Origin of the sequence: Streptomyces ferrugineus (genome assembly GCF_015160855.1) — a bacterium.
Classification (GTDB): Bacteria; Actinomycetota; Actinomycetes; order Streptomycetales; family Streptomycetaceae; genus Streptomyces; species Streptomyces ferrugineus.
In genome coordinates, this window is record NZ_CP063373.1 from 1,207,526 (window position 1) to 1,221,045 (window position 13,520).

General features: G+C 70.9%; 12 protein-coding genes. 6 read left to right on the plus strand and 6 right to left on the minus strand.

Annotation, left to right across the window (positions count from 1 at the left end; all coding sequences use genetic code 11):
* Positions 1-8: 8 nt before the first annotated feature.
* On the minus strand, positions 9-1,352 hold the full coding sequence (locus IM697_RS05760) for a UDP-glucose dehydrogenase family protein (RefSeq protein WP_194045352.1): 1,344 nt from the start codon (positions 1,350-1,352) through the stop codon (positions 9-11).
* Positions 1,353-1,541: 189 nt separating this feature from the next.
* Here IM697_RS05760 and IM697_RS05765 point away from each other — a divergent pair, with 189 nt between their 5' ends.
* From IM697_RS05765 to IM697_RS05775, 3 genes are all read left to right on the plus strand, one after another.
* A complete protein-coding gene (locus IM697_RS05765; protein WP_265582703.1) occupies positions 1,542-2,699 on the plus strand; it encodes an acyl-CoA dehydrogenase in 1,158 nt (385 codons plus the stop codon).
* A 153-nt stretch (positions 2,700-2,852) separates the two neighbouring features.
* Positions 2,853-3,845 (plus strand): DUF4436 family protein, encoded by a 993-nt coding sequence (locus tag IM697_RS05770; protein ID WP_194045355.1) that lies wholly within the window; start codon positions 2,853-2,855, stop codon positions 3,843-3,845.
* A 115-nt stretch (positions 3,846-3,960) separates the two neighbouring features.
* Positions 3,961-4,830 (plus strand): trypsin-like serine peptidase, encoded by an 870-nt coding sequence (locus tag IM697_RS05775; protein ID WP_194045357.1) that lies wholly within the window; start codon positions 3,961-3,963, stop codon positions 4,828-4,830.
* 22 nt (positions 4,831-4,852) lie between these two features.
* Here IM697_RS05775 and IM697_RS05780 read toward each other — a convergent pair whose 3' ends face one another.
* Positions 4,853-5,746 (minus strand): DUF4344 domain-containing metallopeptidase, encoded by an 894-nt coding sequence (locus IM697_RS05780; RefSeq protein WP_194045359.1) that lies wholly within the window; start codon positions 5,744-5,746, stop codon positions 4,853-4,855.
* A gap of 121 nt (positions 5,747-5,867) precedes the next feature.
* Positions 5,868-6,425 carry an acyl-CoA thioesterase gene (locus tag IM697_RS05785; RefSeq protein WP_228044522.1) on the minus strand — a complete coding sequence of 186 codons (558 nt, stop codon included), beginning with the start codon at positions 6,423-6,425 and terminating at the stop codon, positions 5,868-5,870.
* Between the two features lie 119 nt (positions 6,426-6,544).
* Here IM697_RS05785 and IM697_RS05790 point away from each other — a divergent pair, with 119 nt between their 5' ends.
* Complete coding sequence (locus IM697_RS05790) at positions 6,545-7,837, plus strand: LCP family protein (RefSeq protein WP_194045363.1); 1,293 nt, start codon at positions 6,545-6,547, stop codon at positions 7,835-7,837.
* Between the two features lie 52 nt (positions 7,838-7,889).
* On the opposite strand, the gene IM697_RS05795 is transcribed toward IM697_RS05790, so the two are convergent.
* Positions 7,890-8,249 carry a four-helix bundle copper-binding protein gene (locus tag IM697_RS05795; RefSeq protein ID WP_194045364.1) on the minus strand — a complete coding sequence of 120 codons (360 nt, stop codon included), beginning with the start codon at positions 8,247-8,249 and terminating at the stop codon, positions 7,890-7,892.
* 303 nt (positions 8,250-8,552) lie between these two features.
* Between IM697_RS05795 and IM697_RS05800 the strand changes: the two genes are divergently transcribed.
* Positions 8,553-9,185 carry a GNAT family N-acetyltransferase gene (locus IM697_RS05800; protein WP_194045365.1) on the plus strand — a complete coding sequence of 211 codons (633 nt, stop codon included), beginning with the start codon at positions 8,553-8,555 and terminating at the stop codon, positions 9,183-9,185.
* 1 nt (position 9,186) lies between these two features.
* Here the strand turns inward: IM697_RS05800 and IM697_RS05805 are convergent, their stop codons facing one another.
* Entirely contained in the window at positions 9,187-10,641 is a 1,455-nt protein-coding gene (locus IM697_RS05805; protein ID WP_194045366.1) for an LCP family protein, read from the minus strand.
* A 143-nt stretch (positions 10,642-10,784) separates the two neighbouring features.
* Between IM697_RS05805 and IM697_RS05810 the strand changes: the two genes are divergently transcribed.
* A complete protein-coding gene (locus IM697_RS05810) occupies positions 10,785-11,813 on the plus strand; it encodes a glycosyltransferase family 2 protein (RefSeq protein WP_194045367.1) in 1,029 nt (342 codons plus the stop codon).
* Positions 11,814-11,834: 21 nt separating this feature from the next.
* On the opposite strand, the gene IM697_RS05815 is transcribed toward IM697_RS05810, so the two are convergent.
* Positions 11,835-13,445: an LCP family protein gene (locus IM697_RS05815; protein WP_194045368.1), complete on the minus strand. Its 1,611-nt coding sequence runs from the start codon at positions 13,443-13,445 to the stop codon at positions 11,835-11,837.
* Positions 13,446-13,520: the final 75 nt, after the last annotated feature.

A 13,520-nucleotide genomic window follows, 5' to 3' on the forward strand; every position in this document is an offset into this window, starting at 1 on the left:
TTCCTCACCTAGGCCGTCGGTCGGCCCATCGCCCGGTAGGTCCAGCCGGCCTCGCGCCACAGCTCGGGGTCGAGGGCGTTGCGGCCGTCCAGGATGACGCGGACCGCGGCGGCCTCGCCGAGCGCCTTCGGGTCCAGCTCGCGGAACTCCCGCCACTCGGTCAGATGCAGGACGACATCGGCGCCGCGCACCGCCTCGACCGCGCTGTCGGCGTAGCCGAGGGTCGGGAAGAGGCGGCGGGCGTTGTCCATGCCCTTGGGGTCGTAGACCGTGACCTGGCCGCCCTGGAGGTGGATCTGCCCGGCGACGTTCAGCGCGGGCGAGTCCCGTACGTCGTCGGAGTCGGGCTTGAAGGTGGCGCCGAGCACCGCGACCCGCTTGCCGAGGAACGGCCCGCCGCCCAGCGCCTGCCGCGTCAGCTCCACCATCTGCCCGCGCTGGCGCATGTTGATCGAGTCGATCTCGCGCAGGAAGGTGAGCGCCTGGTCCGCGCCCAGCTCGCCGGCGCGCGCCATGAAGGCGCGGATGTCCTTCGGCAGGCAGCCGCCGCCGAAGCCGATCCCCGCCCGCAGGAACTTCTTGCCGATCCGGTCGTCGTGCCCGATGGCCTCCGCGAGCTTGGCGACGTCGCCGCCCGCGGCCTCGCACACCTCCGCCATCGCGTTGATGAAGGAGATCTTGGTGGCGAGGAACGAGTTCGCCGAGGTCTTCACCAGCTCGGCGGTGGGGAAGTCGGTGGCGACGAACGGGGAGCCGTCGGCGATCGGCGTCGCGTACACCTCGCGCAGCAACTCCTCGGCCCGCTCGCTGCGCACGCCGACCACGATCCGGTCCGGGTGCAGGGTGTCCTGGACGGCGAAGCCCTCGCGCAGGAACTCCGGGTTCCAGGCCAGCTCCACCTCGCCGCCGCCCGGGGCCAGCTCCAGGATGCGGGCCGCGAGCCGGTCCGCGCTGCCCACCGGCACCGTCGACTTGCCGACGACCAGGTTGGGCCCCCGCAGGTGCTTGGCGAGCGACTCGACGGCCGAGTCGACGTACGACATGTCGCACGCGTACTCACCGTGCTTCTGCGGGGTGTTCACGCAGACGAAGTGCACGTCGCCGAACTCGGCGACCTCCGCCCAGTCCATCGTGAAGCGCAGCCGCCCGGTGGAGCCCTCGATACCGGCCACGTGCTTGCGCAGCAGCTCCTCCAGCCCCGGCTCGAACATCGGGACCTGGCCCCGGCCGAGCATCTCGATCTTCTCGGGCACGACATCGAGCCCCAGCACCTCGAACCCGAGCTCGGCCATGGCCGCGGCGTGGGTGGCGCCGAGATAGCCGGTGCCGATCACGGTGATCTTGAGGGCCATGGGGGACTCCAGGAAGGGGGATGGGGCATGCGGGCCCGAGCATAGTCGGAGGGTCTGACGGGCAGCTTCCCCGCTGTCGCCAAGCTCACGTATCACTCCCGTGGGCCGACCCCTAAAATTTGAGTTACTTAACGGTAATTAGCACCGGCATCACACCTGCCACCCAGCGTCCTTGGAGCGTGAGAGACCTTGGCCGGATCGGCTGACTTCGACCTGTACCGCCCGTCCGAGGAGCACGACATGCTCCGTGACGCCATCCGCTCCCTGGCCGAGGCGAAGATCGCGCCGTACGCCGCCGCGGTGGACGAGGAGGCCCGCTTCCCGCAGGAGGCGCTCCAGGCCCTGGTCGCGGGCGACCTGCACGCCGTCCACGTCCCCGAGGAGTACGGCGGCGCGGGTGCCGACGCCCTCGCCACGGTGATCGTGATCGAGGAGGTGGCCCGCGTCTGCGCGTCCTCCTCCCTCATCCCCGCCGTGAACAAGCTGGGCTCGCTGCCGGTGATCCTCTCCGGCTCCGAGGAGCTGAAGAAGAAGTACATGACCCCGCTCGCCAAGGGCGACGGCATGTTCTCGTACTGCCTGTCCGAGCCCGACGCCGGCTCCGACGCGGCCGGCATGAAGACCAAGGCCGTCCGCGACGGCGACCACTACGTGCTGAACGGCGTGAAGCGCTGGATCACCAACGCGGGCGTCTCCGACTACTACACGGTGATGGCGGTCACCGACCCGTCCAAGCGCTCCAAGGGCATCTCGGCCTTCGTCGTCGAGAAGTCCGACGAGGGCGTCTCCTTCGGTGCCCCGGAGAAGAAGCTGGGCATCAAGGGCTCCCCGACCCGCGAGGTCTACCTGGACAACGTTCGCATCCCGGCGGACCGCATGATCGGCGAGGAGGGCACCGGCTTCGCCACCGCGATGAAGACGCTGGACCACACCCGCATCACCATCGCCGCCCAGGCCCTCGGCATCGCCCAGGGCGCCCTCGACTACGCCAAGGGCTACGTCCAGGAGCGCAAGCAGTTCGGCAAGCCGATCGCCGACTTCCAGGGCATCCAGTTCATGCTCGCCGACATGGCCATGAAGATCTCGGCCGCCCGCGCCCTGACCTACCAGGCCGCCGCCGCCTCCGAGCGCGGCGACGCCGACCTCACCTACCAGGGCGCCGCCGCCAAGTGCTTCGCCTCGGACGTGGCGATGGAGGTCACCACGGACGCCGTGCAGCTCCTCGGCGGCTACGGCTACACGCGTGACTACCCGGTCGAGCGCATGATGCGCGACGCCAAGATCACGCAGATCTACGAGGGCACGAACCAGGTCCAGCGCATCGTCATGGCACGGAACCTGCCGTAACGACCCGCAGCGACCCATAACGCCGCCTCGCGGAAGCCCCGGCCCGGTCGAGCCGGGGCTTCTTCGGCTCCGATCACTCCTCGCGTCACCCCTCGCGCCCGGCCGAGTCCCGTTCCTGTGGCGTCGCGCCGCGATCCTGCCGAGGATCTGACCATGGCCCGCCGCACCGCCTCCCGCACCCGCCGGATCACCGGCGGCGGCCAAGGACGGCCCACATGGCTGTGGGGCACGGCGGGCTTTCTGGCGCTGGCGGCGCTGGTGGCCACCGGGATCGGCCTCTATCTCAACGAGCGGGACGTCCGACAGCGCCCCCTCACCGCGGGCAGCTCCGGCCACGGCCGGATCAACGTGCTGGCCGATGTGCAGAAGACGGACCCCGACCAGCGCACGGCCACCATCCACATGGCTGTGACGGCGACCGGCGCGTACGCCGACCCGGACGGTATGGGCTCCCCGGCCAAGGACGTCACCGTCTTCACCAACTCCGCGCTCCAGCCCGAGGTCGCCTTCAGCGCGGAGGGCATCGACGCGGTCAAGAGCGTGGTGGTTCCGCTGGAGTCGGGCACGGCGTCGGACTATCCCTTCGACCGCTACCGGGCCAGCCTCGTTGTCGTCGCCGCCGTCGGCGACACCCTGGTCCCCACCCGCCTGGTGGTGCGCGACCAGGATCCCCGCTTCACGCTGCGCCAGGCCGCGGCCGGCTACAAGGACCGTGCCGCGGCCGTGCGGGTGCAGGCGCAGCGGTCGCGCAGCACCTTCATCCTGGCCTGGTTCATGATCGCCGCCATGTGGGCCATCGCGCTGGCCGTTCTGGTGGCGTGCCATCTCGTCGTACGCCAGCGCCGCGGCCTGGTCTGGGGTGCCCTCGGCTGGATGGCGGGCACCCTCTTCGCACTGGTCGGCCTCCGCAACGCCGCACCGGGCAACCCTCCCAACGGCTGCCTGCTGGATTACGCGGCCTTCTACTGGGCCGAGGCCCTGATCGCGCTGAGCCTGACCCTGCTCGTCTTCCACGGCATCCTGGTCGAGTACCGCCACGGCGGGCCGCTGCCCGAGCCGGCTCCCGGGGGACGCCGGACGCCGTCGCGCAGCCGCCGTCCCATGCGGCCACGCGGGGGTGTGCGGCGCCCCGGCCGGCGGAGGTGAGGCGTGGGGAGCGGGCACCGCACCGGGTTCTCGGCAGGTGATTCCTCCCGAATTCGCCTATTGTCGTGTTCGGGTCGTGATCGCCATGAACGCGCACGGCAGGGAGGTGCGAGGCATGCACCGGATCGTCGCGCCCACGCTGGCCGTCGCCGCCGTCCTGGCGGTCGCCGCCGGGAACGTACCGGCCGGCACCCCGAGCGGTGAGCCGGCGATCAGCACGGTGACGTTCACCGCGGCCGAGCGCCGCGAGACGCTCGCGTACTGGACGGCGGACCGGATGCGGGACGTCGGTGCCGCCGAGCTCGGGCACGACGCCGCGTCCGTCCGGCCATGGCGCGGCCCCGCGATGAAGACCGTGGGACGGCTCTTCTTCACCAACGAAAAGGGCCAGGACACGTACTGCACCGCCACCGCGGTCCGGAGCGGGAACCGCTCCACGGTGATGACGGCCGGACACTGCGTGCAACTGCCCGCCTCCCCGGACAACCACTACAGCAACATGGTCTTCGCGCCGGGTTACGGCGACGGCGAGCGCCCGTACGGCGTGTTCGCGGTCCGGGCGGTCGCCATGCCGCGCAGTTGGGCCCAGGACGCGCGGAACGACGTCGCCGCGGTCGTGGTCGACCAGGGGGACGAGGCCCTGACCGACGCGGTCGGCGCGCAGGCCGTGGCCTTCGACCGGAAGCCGGGTGGCGCGGTGACCGTCTTCGGGTATCCCGACAGCCAGGAGCAGCGCGGCGAGCACCTGATGTACTGCGCGGGCACCACGTCGGCGACCCCCGACGGCAAACAGAGCGTTCGCTGCCCGATGGAGGGAGGGTCGAGCGGTGGGCCGTGGCTGGCCGGCTTCGACCGGAAGTCGGGCCGGGGCACGCTGGTGTCCGTGAACAGCTTCGGCGACGCGGCGGAGAACGGCACGGCCATGGAGGGCGAGGTGCTGGGCGCGGTGGCGGACCAAGTGCTCGCGCGGGCCGAGAAGTTGTGAACGTCGGTCCTCGGCCCCTCGCTCAGGTCCTGAGGTAGGGCCCGAGCAGCGTGCCCCAGGCATGAGCGATCTTCGCGTACTCGTCGGGGCAGCGCTCGGCCCGCTCCTCGGGGAGCACGCCGTCCGGGTTGCCGTCGCTCCGCACGATCTCCTTGTACGCGGCGGGGTCCGAACCGTACAGCCAGCAGGACCAGTTGTAGAACCGCTGGATGTCCAGGGAGTGCTCGTCGGCGTACGCGTCGTCGGTGACGCCCCCGGCCGCGTCCGCCTCCGCGAGTCCGCCCCAGGCGTTGATCGTGTCGATCGCGTACTGCTGGTGTTCGTCGTCACCGCCGGCCAGCAGCAGTGCGGACAGCTGGTCGACGGCGTCCTCCTCCTCGCCGGTGGCGGGCAGGTCGTACATGGCGATGAGGCCGTGGCCGAGTTCGTGCAGCAGGACGCCGTTGGTCAGGCCGATGAGGTCCTGCTCCACGGCGGCGGCCCGCTGCCCGGCGCCGCCCTCGGTCTCCTGCTTCTCGTAGATCGGCCTGAGGGCGTCGACGAACTCGTAGCAGTACGTGATGTCCTTCGTCTCGGGATTCCAGAAGGCGTTGGCCTCTCCGCAGCTCTTCGCGCGCAGCGGCACGTCGTACGGGAGCCTGATGATCGCGTCGGCGTAACTCGCCACGCCCTCAAGGGCCTTGGTACGTCTGAGGAATGCCTCGGCCTGCCGGTCCGCGGCCTTCTTCGGCTTCTCGTACGACACCACGAGGGAGCCGGAGACGGATGGGGAGGCGGTGGCCCTGACCGGCCGCACCGCGTCCCCGGTCCTCGCCGTCGCTTCGTCGGAGCCGGTCGAGCAGCCGCTGACGGCGGTGAGGGCAGCCCCGACGAGTGCGGCGCCGGTCCGGACGTACGAACTCCGCGCTGCGGTCACCAGGGATCACCTCTCACGGTGCGGTCGGATGCGGAGCGCCTCCGCGTCCACCCTGGCCACGGGCCTTGTGCCGGGCAAACGGCGTGGGCCGAACGGGTGGCCGGCCGCACCGGCCGAGGCTTCAGTCCTCGTACCCCTCCGCCGCCCGCTTCTCCCGCAGCTCCTTGATCGCGCGCCGCCGGGCCAGCCGGTGCGTCCGCCTGATCTGGGCCTCCTGGTAGCGCCGCTTGTCCCGCTCGGTCTCCGGTATCACCGGCGGCACCCGGCGCGGCTTGCCGTCCGCGTCCACCGCCGCGAACACCAGGTAGGCCGAGCCGACCTGCGTGGGCGGTGCCGATTCGTTCCAGCGCTCGGCCAGGACCCGTACGCCCACCTCCATCGAGGTCCGGCCGGTCCAGTTGACCTGGGCCTTCACATGCACGAGGTCGCCGACGCGGACCGGCTCCAGAAAGACCATCTCGTCCATGGACGCGGTGACGGCGGGGCCGCCGGAGTGGCGTCCGGCCACGGCGCCGGCCGCGTCGTCGACGAGTTTCATGATCACACCGCCGTGCACCGTCCCCAGCAGGTTGGTGTCGTTGTGGGTCATGATGTGGCTGAGGGTGGTGCGGGATGCCGACGTCGGCTTGCCCGGGATATCCGGAGTGCCCGACTCCGCGTCGGTGACCTGGTCTGTCATGACCTCCACCTTATGCCGAGCTGACATTCGCGGACTTTGTGTTGGGTTCGCAACAGGCGTGCCCCTATTTTCCGCCGAACCTTGTAAGACACCTGGCCGAGCCCTGCACACTAAGGCGCATGAATGACTGGCCCCAGGGATGGTCCGACGATGACCGCGGCAACCGTTACGGACGCGGCAGCGCGAGCGCACAGCCCGAGAGCGCGCGCGTGATGCGCCAGGTCCGCCGCGGTCCGGCGGCGCCGCCCGGCCAGGGCTACGGCGGGGTGCCCCGGCAGCAGTCGTATGTGAACGGCCAGGGCCACGGCGGCTACGGCGGTGACCCGTCCTACGACGGCGCGTACGACAGCGACTACAACACCGGCCAGGTCTACGGCCGCGGGGGTGGCTCGGGCGGCCCCGGCGGCCCGGGGATGGGCGAGCCACGGCCCGCGCCGAACTGGCGGCGCCGTTTCAAGGTGGCCACCATCACCCTCGTGACGGTGCTGCTCGTGACGACCGTCGGCACCTACTTCTGGGCCGACTCTAAGCTCAACCGCGACGTCGACCTGTCCAAGGTCATCGACCGGCCGGAGGCGGGCGAGGGCACCAACTACCTGATCGTCGGCTCCGACAGCCGTGAGGGCATGTCGGCCGAGGAGAAGAAGAAGCTGCACACCGGGTCCGCCGACGGCAAGCGCACCGACTCCATGATGCTGCTGCACGTCGGCAGCAACGGCGACACGCTGATCTCCCTGCCCCGTGACTCGGACGTGGAGATCCCGACGTACGTGGGCTCCGAGTCCGGCAAGACCTTCAAGGGCACGGGCCGGCACACGAAGCTGAACGCGGCGTACTCGGAGGACGGGCCCACGCTCCTGGTCCGCACCGTCGAGTTCAACACCGGTCTGCACATCGACCACTACGTCGAGATCGGCTTCGCCGGCTTCGCCAACATCGTGGACGCGGTCGGCGGCGTCGAGATGGACATCCCGCGGGACATCAAGGACTCCAAGTCCGGCGCGGACTTCAAGAAGGGCAAGCAGACCCTGAACGGCGAGGAGGCCCTCGCGTTCGTCCGCACCCGGTACGCGCTGCCCGGCTCCGACCTGGACCGTACGCAGAACCAGCAGAAGTTCCTCAACGCGCTCGCCAACCAGGTGGCCACGCCGAGCACGGTCCTCAACCCCTTCAAGCTCTACCCCACGATGGGCGCCGGCCTCGACTCCCTGATCGTCGACAAGGACATGAGCCTGTGGGACCTGGCCTCCATGTTCTGGGCGATGAAGGGCGTGAACGGCGGCGACGGCAAGTCCATGAACATGCCGACCGCCGGCTCCAGTGGAGGCAACCTCCTGTGGGACAAGGCGAAGGTGAAGCAGCTGGTGGAGGAGCTGAAGAACGACCAGAAGGTGACCGTCTCGGACAAGTGAGCCGACAAGGGCACCCTCTCGGGTGCCCTTGATCCCGGCCGGCCCGCAGACGTCACATCGTGGCGCCCGCCATCGAGCGGCAGGACTCGGCGCAGCGCCGACACGCCTCGGCGCAGCGCATCATCTGCGGGTCGTCCGGCATGGACATACACGCCTCGGCGCACATCTCGCAGGCCTTGGCGCACATCGCGCACATCTCCGCCGACATGGGCGAGCGGCGCATCATCATGTCCGCGCACATACGGGTCGTCTCGGCGCAGTCCATGAGCGTGCGCATGATCTGCATCTGGGCCTGACCGCCCATCTGCATGCAGGCGCTCATGGTCTCCTCGCACACGCTGTGGCAGTTCATGCACGCCTCGACGCAGTCCTGCATCTCCTTGCTCATCGTCGTGGTTCCGGGCTGGGTCATGGCTCCTCCTGGTGGTGCGGGAGCCCGGGGCGGGCCCCGTGCCCTTCCGTCCTACGCCCACCCGCCGCCCCGCGCCATCGGGCGGACGCAAACATTCCGCGGAGCCGGGCCATTGGAGTCACGGCGTCGCATGCCGGGTCCCGGTGACCTGCCGTCGGCGCGTGGCGCAAGTCGCCGGGCGTGCGGGGCAGTTGACGCGCGGGCCTTCGGCAGGTCTCCGGCGGCGACCTCATCGAGAGCGGCAACGGCGGCCCGCTCCACAGGTCGGCTGGGGCGCGGGGACGTCCGTGGCATGATGCGGCGATGATCCACCACACGCCGGACACCCACGGCGCGCCCATACCGGCCGTCGTCCCCGCAGGCCGGATGGCCCTGAGCGACCAGCCCGTACTGCCCCTGTCCCGCGGCCGGGAGCTGCGCCCCTGGCTCCCGGCCGACGCCGGCGCCCTGGTGGCCGCCGGCCAGGACCCGGCGATCCGGCAGTGGAACCTCCTGACAGTGGAGTCGGCGCGGGACGCGCGCCGCAGGATCGAGCGGATGCACGAGCGCTGGCGGGCCGAACAGGGCGCCGTCTGGGCCATCGCCGGGCAGGACGGCGGCGCGGCCGTCGGGCTCATCGGCTTCAACGACGTCGATCTCGCGGGCGGCAGCGCCGAGATCATCTACTGGGTGCTGCCCGAGGCACGCGGCGCAGGCGTGGTCGTCGAGGCGGTCGAGCGCCTCAGCCGCTGGGCACTGGACGATCTCGGCCTGCACCGGCTGCGGCTGTGCCACTCGGTGGCCAACCCGGCCTCCTGCCGTGTGGCGGAGAAGGCCGGGTACGCCTTCGAGGGCACCATGCGCGGGGCGCTGCTGCATGCGGACGGATGGCACGACCAGCATCTGCACGCGCTGGTCCGGGGGGACGCCGCGGCCGCGCGGGCGCACCAGGACTGAGCTACGAGCAGCCCGTCTCGTCCCCGCGCACCACCGTGGAGTGACCGTCCGCCGGATCCTCGGCCCGTACCTTCCGCACCTGCTCGAAGTCCGACCCCACGATCACCTTCAGCGTCGGACCCAGCCCCTTCACCACCCGCAGCTCACTGCCGGGCAGCGCGGCCGCCAGGGACTTCGCCGAGCGGTCCCAGCCGGGGTCGTGAGCGACGACCGTGCGCTTCAGGTCGCGGTCCGCCGCGAACACAGGGCTGCCCGTGGTGCGGAAACCGGTCTTCGCCAGCGCGGTGTCGACGCGCTCGCCGAGGCCGTTCTCCTTCGTGCCGTTCTCCACCTGGACCTGGATCTGCCGAGGGTCGACCTCCACGGGGACGGTCCTGCGCTTCGGGCGGTGCTTGGCGAGCGGCTCGTCCTCGCGCAGGGCCCGGAAGAGACGCTCGGCCTGCGCGGTGTCCCACTTCACGGTGGAACCGATGCCCTTCACGTCGTATTCGAGGTCCCCGATCGGCACGGTCGTGAACTCCGAGGACGACGGCGAGAAGTTCCGCATCGCCCGCCCGAGGTCGAGCAACTCACCCGTGCCGAACCCCTTGTCGGCCCGCACCGACCCCAGCACCGCCCGCGTCACGTCCCGGAACCGCATCGGGTTCAGCAGGATCCCGGACGACGTGGCCCGCTCGACCAGCGCCGCCATGAACCGCTGCTGACGCTGCACCCGCCCCAGGTCGGAGTCGCTGTCGACGTGCCGCGCCCGCACGAACTGCAGTGCCTCGCCGCCCATCAGCCGGTGGCTGCCGGCCGGCAGGTCGAGGCCGGTGTAGGAGTCCTTCAGCGGCTCGGCGGTGCAGATCTGCACGCCGCCGAGGACGTCCACCGTCTTCATGAAGCTGGTGAAGTCGACCTCCAGATAGTGGTCGATCTTGACGTGGGTCATGTGCTCGACGGTGCGCACGGTGAGGTTCGGACCGCCCTCGGCGTACGCCGCGTTGATCTTGATGGGGTGTGCCTTGCGCCCTTCGCCCTCCGGCACCTCGGCGTACGAGTCGCGCGGCAGGCTCACCACGCTGGCCCGCTCCCGGTCCGCCGAGATGTGCACGATCATGATCGTGTCCGTGCAGTGACAGGGCGCGCCGCCCAGCCGGTACTTGCGCCGCTCCTCCTCGGTGATGCGGTCGCGGCCGTCCGTGCCGACGAGCAGCACGTTCATCCCGTGCCCGGCCTGCGGCCGGTTCTTCATGTCCTTGAACGGGTCCACGCGCTCGATCTTCGCGTCCAGGCTGGTGACCACCGCGTGCCCGATCCCGGCCGAGGCGAGCACCACGACGGACAGCGTCGTCACCGCCCGCATGGCCCAGCGTGGCCGCCTGCGCCGCACGGGCGCGACCGGCCGCTCCCCGCCGCGGGACGGCTGCGGGCGTCGCTGCGCGGGGGCGGGGGAGCGGCGGGGCGGCGTGGGCATGAGGCGATACCTCCGCTGGGGCTTGCCCTGGGGGGGTGACGGGGGATCCGAGTAGCACCGTACGGCCATACGATCGGCTGCCCGGAGCACCGGACCCGGCGGGGCGCACCGGTGTCCCCCGTTCGCGGTAACGTGAGGCCCCTATGAACGCCAATCCCGACGTGCAGCTCCCCGCCGTGTCCGTCATCATGCCCGTCCTCGACGAGGAGCGGCATCTGCGCGGAGCCGTCCAAGCGATCCTCGCGCAGCAGTACGCCGGCGAGATGGAGGTCGTGATCGCCCTGGGTCCGTCCACGGACCGCACGGACGAGATCGCCGCCGAGCTCGTGGCCGAAGACCCTCGCGTGCACACCGTCCCGAACCCCACCGGCCGCACGCCCGCCGCCCTCAACGCCGCGATCAAGGCCTCCCGGCACCCGATCGTCGTCCGCGTCGACGGCCACGGCATGCTCTCGCCGAACTACATCGCCACCGCCGTACGGCTCCTGGAGGAGACCGGCGCGCAGAACGTCGGCGGCATCATGCACGCCGAGGGCGAGAACGACTGGGAGCACGCCGTCGCCGCGGCGATGACCTCGAAGATCGGGGTCGGCAACGCCGCCTTCCACACCGGTGGCGAGGCCCAGCCGGCCGAGACCGTCTACCTCGGTGTCTTCCGGCGCGAGGCGCTGGAGCAACAGGGCGGGTACAACGAGGAGTTCATCCGCGCCCAGGACTGGGAGCTCAACTTCCGCATCCGCGAGGCGGGCGGGCTGATCTGGTTCTCGCCCGAGCTGAAGGTGTCGTACCGCCCGAGGCCGTCGGTGAAGGCCCTCGCCAAGCAGTACAAGGACTACGGCCGGTGGCGGCACGTCGTCGCCCGCTACCACTCCGGCTCCATCAACCTGCGCTACCTCGCCCCGCCGACGGCGGTGTGCGCGATCGCGGCGGGCCTGGTGCTCGGTGCCCTGGTCACCCCGTGGGCCCTGCTGGTCCCGGGCGGCTACCTCGCGGCGATCGTCGCCGGGTCCGTCCCCGCCGGCAAGGGGCTGCCGCTCAAGGCCCGGCTCCAGATCCCCGTCGCCCTGGCCACCATGCACATGTCCTGGGGCTACGGCTTCCTGACCAGCCCCCGCGCCCTGGCCCGGAAGGTCATCGCCTCCCGCCGCCCGGCGGTGCTCAGCACCAACTGAGCCCACCGGGCGGGGCGGGTGTCACCAGGTGAAGTCCGGGTCCACCTTCATGCACGCCTTGGTGTCGGAGGCGTTCAGGGCCTCGGCGGTCTCCGGCGTCCTGTCGTCCTGCTTCGGGGCCTTGTACGTGGTGCCCTCCCGCCAGTCGGCGCCGACGACGAGGGTGACGCCGGAGACGTCCGTGGACTTGTCCACCGCGTCGGCCGGGATGCCGAGGGCCTTGGCGACCCGCTGGGCGTCGCCCTGGAGGTCGGCGCTCGGGTAGCGGACGACCGTCGTGTCCGTGGTCGGCGCCGCCGAGGAGTCCGCCACGGCCTGTGTGAAGCCCTTGCCGGCCAGCAGCCCGGCGACGGTGCTCGCGCGGCCGGAGACCGGGGCGAGGACGTCCGTGCGGGTGCCGTTCTGCACCTGTACGGCGATCTCGTCGTCCGCCGCGGCCGGATCGGCGGACGGCTTCTCCTCCGTGGCCTTCTTCTTGTCCTTGTCGTCCTTGCCGTCCAGCGCGATGTCCTCGCGCACCAGCCGGAACAGCTTGCTCGCGTCCTCGGTGGGCACCACCCGGCCGGTCTGGATCGGGTCGTACTCGTTCGGCATCGTCGTCATCGTGATGCGCGACGTCGGCACCTTCTTGAGCTCGCCCGCCAGGTCGTAGAGCTTCGCGACCGTGCCCAGTCCCGGGTCGACGGTGAGCGCCCTGGTGGCCGCCTCGGCGAGGGCGCGCAGCTTGCCCGGGTTGCTCAGCTTGGCGTTCTTGCGCAGCTCACGGACCATCGAGTTCATGTACATGTGCTGCGCCTTGGCGCGGGCCAGGTCGCTGCCGTCCTCGAAGCCGTACCGGGTGCGCAGCCACTGCAGGGCCTGCTCGCCCTTGACGTACGTCGTGCCCTTCTCCAGCTTCAGCCCGGAGCCGTGGCCCTGGCTGTCCTTGGAGTGGATATTGGCGTTGACGCAGACCGGCACGCCGCCGATCGCGTCCGCCATCGACACCACACCCGAGAAGTCGATCATCATGAAGTGGTCGATGTGGATGTCGGTCAGCTTCTCCCACGTCGCCACCGTGCACCCCGGACCGCCGCGGCCCAGCGACTTGTTCGTCATCTGGCGCTCGCGGGCCTCGTAGACGTCCCCGCTGTCCGGGTCCGTGCACTTGGGCATGTCGACCAGCGTGTCGCGCGGCATGCTCACGACCGACATGTTGGTGCGGTCGGCGGAGACGTGCAGCAGCATCTGGACGTCGGCGAGCGGCGTGCCGCCGAACGTCTCCTTCGCGCCGCCGAGCTTCTGGTTCTCCTTGGTGTCCCGCGCGTCCGAGCCGATCAGCAGGATGTTCAACGGCGTCTGGCCGGCCGCGTTCGCCTCGGTCCTGGCGGCGCGGTCCTTCTCGTCTCCGATGTTGAGGTCGTCCTTCTTCAGATTGCCGTTGAGGTGCTGGTAGTAGAGATACCCGGCACCCGCGGTGCCCAGTATCACCACTGCCAGAACCGTCGCCGACCAGCGCAGCGCCCGCCGTCTGCGGCGTCTGCCGTCGGCTCCCCGTCCGCCCCCGCGTCCTGCGCCCCCGCGTCCCCCGCCGCTGTGCCGGCCGGCCTGGTCGGCCGGCGTGTCCTGGTCGGCCCGCGGGGTGAGAGACATGGTGTCGTCCACCGCGGCGGCCTCCCCTCGCACACTGCTCCGCGCCAACTCTCCGCCCTTCCCCACCCTTTGCCC

Excerpts from the sequence above, each read along its gene's own strand:
- IM697_RS05760 (WP_194045352.1), bottom strand. The coding sequence starts at position 1,352 with ATGGCCCTCAAGATCACCGTGATCGGCACCGGCTATCTCGGCGCCACC.
- IM697_RS05770 (WP_194045355.1), top strand. The coding sequence starts at position 2,853 with ATGGCCCGCCGCACCGCCTCCCGCACCCGCCGGATCACCGGCGGCGGC.
- IM697_RS05775 (WP_194045357.1), top strand. The coding sequence starts at position 3,961 with ATGCACCGGATCGTCGCGCCCACGCTGGCCGTCGCCGCCGTCCTGGCG.
- IM697_RS05785 (WP_228044522.1), bottom strand. The coding sequence starts at position 6,425 with ATGACAGACCAGGTCACCGACGCGGAGTCGGGCACTCCGGATATCCCG.
- IM697_RS05790 (WP_194045363.1), top strand. The coding sequence starts at position 6,545 with ATGAATGACTGGCCCCAGGGATGGTCCGACGATGACCGCGGCAACCGT.
- IM697_RS05795 (WP_194045364.1), bottom strand. The coding sequence starts at position 8,249 with ATGACCCAGCCCGGAACCACGACGATGAGCAAGGAGATGCAGGACTGC.
- IM697_RS05800 (WP_194045365.1), top strand. The coding sequence starts at position 8,553 with ATGATCCACCACACGCCGGACACCCACGGCGCGCCCATACCGGCCGTC.
- IM697_RS05805 (WP_194045366.1), bottom strand. The coding sequence starts at position 10,641 with ATGCCCACGCCGCCCCGCCGCTCCCCCGCCCCCGCGCAGCGACGCCCG.
- IM697_RS05810 (WP_194045367.1), top strand. The coding sequence starts at position 10,785 with ATGAACGCCAATCCCGACGTGCAGCTCCCCGCCGTGTCCGTCATCATG.
- IM697_RS05815 (WP_194045368.1), bottom strand. The coding sequence starts at position 13,445 with ATGTCTCTCACCCCGCGGGCCGACCAGGACACGCCGGCCGACCAGGCC.